Annotated in this window: 8 protein-coding genes; 5 read left to right on the top strand and 3 right to left on the bottom strand. The window is 62.2% G+C overall.

The window, feature by feature from the left end; all coding sequences use genetic code 11:
- Nucleotides 1-551: 551 nt before the first annotated feature.
- The 3 genes from pepT to DDE20_RS13190 all read right to left on the bottom strand — a co-directional run bounded on the left by pepT (nucleotide 552) and on the right by DDE20_RS13190 (nucleotide 3,712).
- Nucleotides 552-1,790: a peptidase T gene (pepT, locus tag DDE20_RS13200; protein ID WP_420812369.1), complete on the bottom strand. Its 1,239-nt coding sequence runs from the start codon at nucleotides 1,788-1,790 to the stop codon at nucleotides 552-554.
- Between the two features lie 269 nt (nucleotides 1,791-2,059).
- A complete protein-coding gene (gene mdh, locus DDE20_RS13195; RefSeq protein WP_116558971.1) occupies nucleotides 2,060-3,022 on the bottom strand; it encodes a malate dehydrogenase in 963 nt (320 codons plus the stop codon).
- A 372-nt stretch (nucleotides 3,023-3,394) separates the two neighbouring features.
- Nucleotides 3,395-3,712: a hypothetical protein gene (locus DDE20_RS13190; RefSeq protein ID WP_116558970.1), complete on the bottom strand. Its 318-nt coding sequence runs from the start codon at nucleotides 3,710-3,712 to the stop codon at nucleotides 3,395-3,397.
- Between the two features lie 155 nt (nucleotides 3,713-3,867).
- On the opposite strand from DDE20_RS13190, the gene DDE20_RS13185 reads away from it, so the two are divergent.
- From DDE20_RS13185 to sdhC, 5 genes are all read left to right on the top strand, one after another.
- Nucleotides 3,868-4,740 carry an HpcH/HpaI aldolase/citrate lyase family protein gene (locus DDE20_RS13185; protein WP_116558969.1) on the top strand — a complete coding sequence of 291 codons (873 nt, stop codon included), beginning with the start codon at nucleotides 3,868-3,870 and terminating at the stop codon, nucleotides 4,738-4,740.
- A gap of 2 nt (nucleotides 4,741-4,742) precedes the next feature.
- On the top strand, nucleotides 4,743-5,297 hold the full coding sequence (locus tag DDE20_RS13180; RefSeq protein WP_116558968.1) for an NnrU family protein: 555 nt from the start codon (nucleotides 4,743-4,745) through the stop codon (nucleotides 5,295-5,297).
- A 1-nt stretch (nucleotide 5,298) separates the two neighbouring features.
- Nucleotides 5,299-5,502 (top strand): DUF1737 domain-containing protein, encoded by a 204-nt coding sequence (locus tag DDE20_RS13175; protein WP_116558967.1) that lies wholly within the window; start codon nucleotides 5,299-5,301, stop codon nucleotides 5,500-5,502.
- Between the two features lie 95 nt (nucleotides 5,503-5,597).
- Nucleotides 5,598-6,623 (top strand): MaoC family dehydratase, encoded by a 1,026-nt coding sequence (locus DDE20_RS13170; RefSeq protein ID WP_116558966.1) that lies wholly within the window; start codon nucleotides 5,598-5,600, stop codon nucleotides 6,621-6,623.
- Between the two features lie 302 nt (nucleotides 6,624-6,925).
- Complete coding sequence (gene sdhC, locus DDE20_RS13165) at nucleotides 6,926-7,309, top strand: succinate dehydrogenase, cytochrome b556 subunit (RefSeq protein WP_116558965.1); 384 nt, start codon at nucleotides 6,926-6,928, stop codon at nucleotides 7,307-7,309.
- Nucleotides 7,310-7,320: the final 11 nt, after the last annotated feature.

Genomic DNA, 7,320 nt, shown 5'->3' with positions numbered 1-7,320 from the left:
TCCGAAGACTAAGAGACTGATATGCAAACGTCCGATCCATCGTATGAACCAAACCGCCCACATATCCCTTCAAAATTTCAATTTTCAAAAAGCACCAGACACAAAATCCGCAGCACCGCCTAAACTCCTAGGCCGCCCTGCCGTCCCTGCATCCAACCAGACCGTTTCCGACCTGCCCCTCGCTTCCGTCTCTGCGTCCCGTCTCCGGCGCCGCGTCGTCTTCGTCTTGGTGAGGCAGTATCTAGGCCCCACACCAAAAACTCGCAAGAGGGAAAAATGGAAATCTTGCGGAAAACTTGCGGTTTTGCCGAGAAGCCGCCTCAAGATGTTGATATATTTGGATTTAATAGTTTGAGATATATGCTGCATCTGCACAGCGCAGGGGGATATCCGGTGGTTTTCCGTGTGCACCTCGACGAATCGCAGGGCAGTTCGTGAGAATCGGTGGGAATCGGGGACGAATCTGGCGCTTATCACCGGGGAATCGGCGCGGTCTTGGGTTTGCCGGGCGGGAATCGGCGGCCGCGCCTGAGAAGAGAGTCGATTAGCGGTTATTTGAGAGCTTGGCGGGTGAGGCTCAGGCAGAACTCGGTGGCGCGGGCCATGTCTTGGGCCGAGATCCATTCCAGCGGGCCGTGGATGTTTTGCATGCCGGTAAAGAGGTTCGGACAGGGCACGCCCATTTCAGTGAGGCGCGAGCCATCGGTGCCGCCGCGGATCGGGATCGAGACCGGCTCGATACCGAGGGCGCGGGCGGCGTCATGGGCGAGGGTTACGGGGGTCATGTCGTCCTCGAGCCAATAGCGCATGTTGCGGTATTGCGGGGTGATCTGGCAGGTGATGGTCGCGCGGGGTTCACTGGCGGCGATGGCGGCGCAGAGTTGTTCCAGCAGGGCACCCTTGGCGGCGAGGCCGTCGCGCTCGAAATCGCGCAGGATGAAGGTGAGCCTCATCTCGGCAGCGTCGCCCTCCATATCGGTGGCGTGAATGAAACCGTCGCGGCCTGAGGTGGTGTCGGGGGTCATCGTGGCTTGCGGGAGAGTTTGCAGGAGTTTCGCTGCCAGTTGGATCGCGCTGACCAGCTTGCCGGTGGCGAAACCGGGGTGGATGGAGACGCCGGTGATGGTGACCAGGGCGAGATCGGCGGAGAAGGTCTCGTATTCCACCTCGCCAACACGACCGCCGTCGAAGGTATAGGCGAAGTCGGCGCCGAGATCCTCGGGCAAGCGGGGATCGACGCCGCGACCGATCTCTTCGTCGGGGGTAAAAGCCAGCCGCAGGGTTGGGCGTGGGTGATCGGGGTTCATCAGCATATGGCGGGCGGCGGTCATCAGGATGGCGACGCCGGCTTTGTCATCGGCACCCAGAAGGGTGGTGCCTGAGGCGGTGATGATGTCATGGCCGAGCTTCTCGCCGAGATAGGGGAAGTCCTCGGGCGTCAGGCTGAGGTCGGGCGCGTCGGGATAGGTGATCGCGCCGCCATTATAGCCGCGGATCACGCGGGGTTTGACGCCGGTGGCGTTGAATTGCGGGGCGGTGTCGACATGGGCGAGGAAGCCGATGGTTGGGCCGGGGTCGGTGCCGGGAATGGTGGCGAGGACGGTGCCGTAATCGGTGAGGGTCACGTCCTGGGCGCCGATCCCGGTCAGTTCCTCAACGAGGAGGCGCTGCATATCGAGTTGGATCGCGGTGGAGGGGCTACTGGGGCTGCTGGCGTCGGACTGGCTGTCGATGGCGCAATAGCGGGTCAATCGGTCGATCAGTTCTTCGGTAAATTCCGGCATCATCATCCCCTTATATTGAGGGAATGAGGCAGAGAGAGCGGCGGCTTGTCAAGAAGTGAGAGTGCCTGTCCCGCGCGTGGGACAAATGGAGGACAGGTGAAATCAAGGGCTTGGCTTGTCGGGTTTACCGCCCATTAAGCATGATGCCGCGCGCCCTGCCCGTTCAGCGCGCAAAGCCTGCGGCAGCCGTAGGGTGTGTGCTTGGCACGCACCATCCCTCAAACGCAAAACGCGCGCCACAGGGGGCGCGCGTTTCACATAGACTATAGGAGGGCTCAGGCGAGCGTCGGGTCGATACCTTTACAGGCGTCAACCAAGCCCTTCACCGCGTCGACCGATTTGTCGAACATCGCCTGCTCGTCGGCATTCATCTTGATGTCGACAACGCGCTCGATGCCACCGGCGCCGATGATCGTCGGCACGCCGACATACATGCCCTCAAGACCCAGCGCACCATCCACATAGGCGGCACAGGGCAGCAGACGCTTCTGGTCGCGCAGATAGGCTTCGGCCATCTCGATCGCCGAGGTGGCGGGCGCGTAAAACGCCGAGCCGGTTTTCAGCAGGCCAACGATCTCGGCGCCGCCGTCACGGGTGCGCTGGATGATCGCATCGAGGCTTTCCTGCGTGGTCCAGCCCATCTCGACCAGATCCGGCAACGGGATGCCGCCAACGGTCGAGTAGCGCGCCAGCGGCACCATGGTGTCGCCGTGACCGCCCAAAACAAAAGCGGTGACATCACGCATCGAGACGTTGAATTCCGTGGCGAGGAAATGACGGAAGCGCGCCGAATCCAGCACGCCAGCCATGCCGACGACTTTATTCGCTGGCAGACCCGCATATTGCTGCAGCGCCCAGACCATCGCGTCCAGCGGGTTGGTGATGCAGATCACGAAAGCGTCGGGCGCATGGGCCTTGATGCCTTCGCCGACCGATTTCATCACCTTCAGGTTGATGCCCAGCAGATCGTCCCGCGACATGCCCGGCTTGCGCGGCACGCCAGCGGTGACGATGCAGACATCGGCTCCGGCGATATCGGCGTAATCATTGGTGCCCTTGAACGAGCCGTCAAAGCCCTCGGCCGGGCCGGATTCGGCGATATCAAGCGCCTTACCCTGCGGGATGCCTTCGGCAATATCGAACAGGACGACATCGCCGAGTTCCTTGATCGCAGCAAGATGGGCGAGCGTGCCGCCAATCTGACCTGCTCCGATAAGGGCGATTTTGGGTCTGGCCATAGGAGTTCTCCGGTCGGTTGTGATTTGCGCAATGCGTAAGCCCTTGCAAGCGCGCGCGCAAGCCTCGCGGCGCGCAGGCGTGGCGGATTATGGCGCTGTTAACGCTGTCACACTCGGATTTGGCGGGTTGGGCACGGGCGGGTGGCGGCAGTTGTGCCGGTTTCGCGCGGATTTGAGGGCGGTTTCGGGGTGGTTTCAGGGGTGCGGGATCGGGGCGATTTGAGGGGAATTCTACGTAGAATTTTCGCGCGATTTTTCGCCCCTATAGTATAGTGTGTGAAGCCGCCCCGATATCGCCCATTTTTTGGCCCCCATTTCGGGGTTTTCTGGTGTTAGCCCCCTGCCTGCGCCTGCCCCTGTGCGGCCCTGCGCTCAGGCGGGGGCCCCGCGTGCCGGTTGCAACCCCTGCGTGGCGGTGAACCCTTCGCCATGGGCCAAGAGACAGGCGCGCCCGTCGGGCAAAAGGACGATCAGGCTCCAAGTGCCAGACTCGGCGGCATAAAGCTCAACACTGGCGCCGCGCGCCGCATCCCCCCGCGCCAGCCGCGCCTCGCCGCGCTGGTCGATGACATAGGCCAGCACCTGCTCGCGCGGGGCGCAGGGCAGGTTTTGCGCGCTGGCCGGCAGCACAGCACCGGCAAAACTGGTGGCGACAAGGCTGGCGGCGAGGGTTCCGATGGGCGTAAACATGGCGACTCCTGTGCTGATGATCGGGGATCAGCCTGCGCTTGCGTGGAAAACAGCGGCTTAACCCTGCGAACTCTCTGCAGTGCAGAATTTTCCACTTGCCAAATGTGACCGAATTTGCTGGGTTGCGCGCAACTTTGTTTCAACTGGAGTCTCTCATGGACAGCCGCCCGTTCCGCTCGGTCCTTTATATCCCCGGCTCGAAAGAGCGCGCGCTCGACAAGGCCCGCAGCCTTGCCTGCGACGCGATCATTTTCGATCTGGAAGACGCGGTGGCCATCGAAGAAAAAGCCAACGCCCGCGAATTGCTGGCCAAAACCCTGTGCGCGGCGGATTACGGCCCGCGCGCCAAACTGGTGCGGATCAACGGGTTTGAGAGCGACTGGGCCGAGCTGGACCTGCAGGTGATCGCGCAAGCGCGGCCCGAGGCGATCCTGCTGCCCAAGGTGAATTCCGCGGCGGATATCGAGGATCTGGCGGCGCGGCTTGATGCCATGCCGCAGATGGCAGAAACGAAAATCTGGGCGATGCTGGAGACCCCGCAAGGCGTTCTGAACGCCGGTGAGATTGCTGCGGCGCCGCGTATGGCGGGTTTCGTGATGGGCACCAATGATCTGGCCAAGGAATTGGGCTGCCGGTCCCGCGCCGACCGGCTGCCGATGCAATACGCGCTGCAAACCTGTCTGATGGCAGCGCGCGCGGCGGGGATTGTGGCGATTGACGGGGTCTATAACGCCTTCAAGGACGGTGAAGGGCTGCGGGCGGAATGCGAACAGGGGCGCGATCTGGGCTTTGACGGCAAGACCTTGATCCACCCCGCGCAACTGGCCATCGCCAACGAGATTTTCGCCCCCGATGCCGAGGCGATTGATCTGGCGCAGCGGCAAATCGCGGCCTTTGACGCGGCGACTGCGGAGGGTCAGGGCGTGGCGGTTGTGGATGGCAAAATCGTCGAGAACCTGCATATTGTCACCGCGCGGCAGGTGCTATCCCGCGCCGAAGCAATCAAGGCACTGCAAGGGGCGATGTGATCATGGGCTATCTGTTGTTAATTCTGGGCGTGCTGCTGTGGAGCGGCGCGCATCTGTTCAAACGCATCGCACCGGCGCGGCGCGCAGCGATGGGCGCCTCGGGCCGCGGGCTGGTCGCGGCGCTCTCGGGCGTGGCGATTGTGCTGATGGTGCTGGGCTACCGCTGGGCGCCGGTGGATGTGGTCTGGCACACCTCGGGCGGCATGCAGCATGTCAACAACCTGTTGATGTTGCTGGTGTTCTATCTTTTTGCCGCGGCGGGGATGAAGACCTATATCACCCGCTGGGTGCGCCATCCGCAGCTTTGGGGCGTGCGGCTTTGGGCCTTGGCGCATCTTCTGGTGCGCGGGGATCTGGCGTCTTTGATCCTGTTCGGCGGGCTGTTTCTCTGGGCGCAGATCAGCGTCGGCTTTATCAACCGCGCCGATCCCTATTGGCAGGGCGAGGTGAAAGTGGTCACCGGCAAGGAGATCGGCGCGGCGCTTGGTGCTGTGCTGGTGATGGGCGCGGTGGGCTGGATCCACGGGCTGATCGGCCCGTCGCCGTTTGGAGGGTGAAATGAAGCTGTATCGATTGCTGACCGAGGACGACAGTTCGGAGTTTTGCCACAAGATCTCGCTGGCGCTGGATAAGGGCTGGGAGCTGTATGGCTCGCCGGTGATGACCTTCGACGCGGCGCGTGGCGTGATGCGTTGCGGACAGGCGGTGACCAAAGAGGTGCCGGGGACTTATGATCCGGCGATGAAACTGGGCGCGCAGTAAAAAACAGGGAGGGGGCGCTGCCCCCTCGCCCTTCGGGCTCACCCCCGGGATATTTTTGGACAGATGAGGGGCCCCGATTGCGGGGTGCGGGCGGTATGAAGACGAATGCGGGGCGGTTTTTTGAGGATTACAAGATTGGTGAGGTGATTGCGCATGCGGTGCCGCGCACGCTCTCGGGCGGGGAGCGGGCGCTGTATCATGCGCTCTATCCTTCGCGCGGGGCGCTGTATTCCTCGGATGAATTTGCGCGGGCCTGTGGCTTGGCGCAAAGCCCGCTGGATGATTTGATCGTGTTTCATACGGTGTTTGGCAAGACGGTGCCGGATATCAGCCTGAATGCGGTGGCCAATCTGGGCTATGGCGAGGGGCGGTTTCTGGCGCCGGTCTATGCGGGGGATACGCTGAGCTCGTCGTCCGAGGTGATCGGGCTCAAGCAAAACTCGAACGGGAAATCCGGCGTCGTCTATGTGCGCACCACCGGGCGCAACCAGCGCGGCGAGGCGGTGCTGGACTATGTGCGCTGGGTGATGGTGCGCAAAAAGGATTTGGGCGCCCCTGCCCCCGACACTGTGATCCCCGAACTGGCAAAAGCGGTCGCGCCGGAGGATCTGGTGATCCCTGCGGGGCTGGATTTCAGCGCCTATGATTTCGCACAGGCCGGAGAGCCCTACCGCGCGCGGGATTACGCGATTGGCGAGGTGATCGACCATGTGGACGGGGTCACCGTGGAGGAGGCCGAGCATATGCTGGCCACCCGCCTGTGGCAGAACACCGCCAAAGTGCATTTCGACGCGACATTCCGGCCCGACGGGCAGCGGCTGATCTACGGCGGGCATATCATCTCGCTGGCGCGGGCGCTGTCGTTCAACGGGCTGGCCAATGCTCAGATGATCGCCGCGATCAACGCGGGCGCCCATGCCAACCCGTGTTTCTCAGGGATGACGGTGAAGGCTTGGTCCGAGGTGTTGGATGTGGCCGAAACCAAAGCGCCCGGCGTGGCGGCGGTGCGTTTGCGGCTGGTGGCGACCAATGGCGCGCAGCCCGAGTTGCGCGGCGCGGACGGGAAATACCACGCCGATGTCTTGCTTGATCTGGATTATTGGGCGTTAATGCCCGCTTAAGAGGCGAGAGACTCACCCGCTGCAGCTAACAGCAGCGAAGGAGTCGCTTGGCCAAGCCTCGCAGCCGCGGGCGTGCCGGTGGATTCACCTGCGGGGTTTGGAAAGAGATTTTGATTTTGTGATCACAGCTTTTCAGCGCGTGATCACATTTACCGTGTTTTTCGGTATTCCATGGGATACAAGGCTGATTTGAGCAATTGTCCGCGTGACTTGGGCGAAAAATCCGCTATGCATCCGAAGAAGCCGTTGGCCCGAGGTCTTTCTGTCCGGGGTCAACCTGCCAAACAACGAAAGGGTCCGTCATGGCTGATGCGAACCGGGGCAACCGGCCACTTTCCCCCCATCTGCAAGTTTACCGCCTGCCGCTGGTCACGGTGATTTCCATTCTCACGCGGATCACCGGCGTCGGGCTGATCGCCGGTCTGACGCTGATCACCTGGTGGTTTGTCGCCGGCGCCTATTCGCCGGAATATTTTGCCAGCGCCGACTGGCTGCTGTCGTCATGGTTCGGGCTATTGGTGCTGATCGCCTCGCTCTGGGCGCTGTGGTTCCATTTCTGCAATGGCATCCGGCATTTCTTTTGGGACAGCGGCAAGGGCTTTGAGCTCGACACCGTCGCCCGCAGCAACTGGTTTGTCATCGGCGGCTCGGTCGTGCTGACATTGCTGACGCTACTGATCGTCTGAGGGAGGGCAAA

The sequence above is a fragment of the Pararhodobacter oceanensis genome (assembly GCF_003076755.1).
GTDB classification, from domain to species: Bacteria; Pseudomonadota; Alphaproteobacteria; order Rhodobacterales; family Rhodobacteraceae; genus Pararhodobacter; species Pararhodobacter oceanensis.
This window is presented reverse-complemented; position numbering and strand designations above follow the sequence as displayed.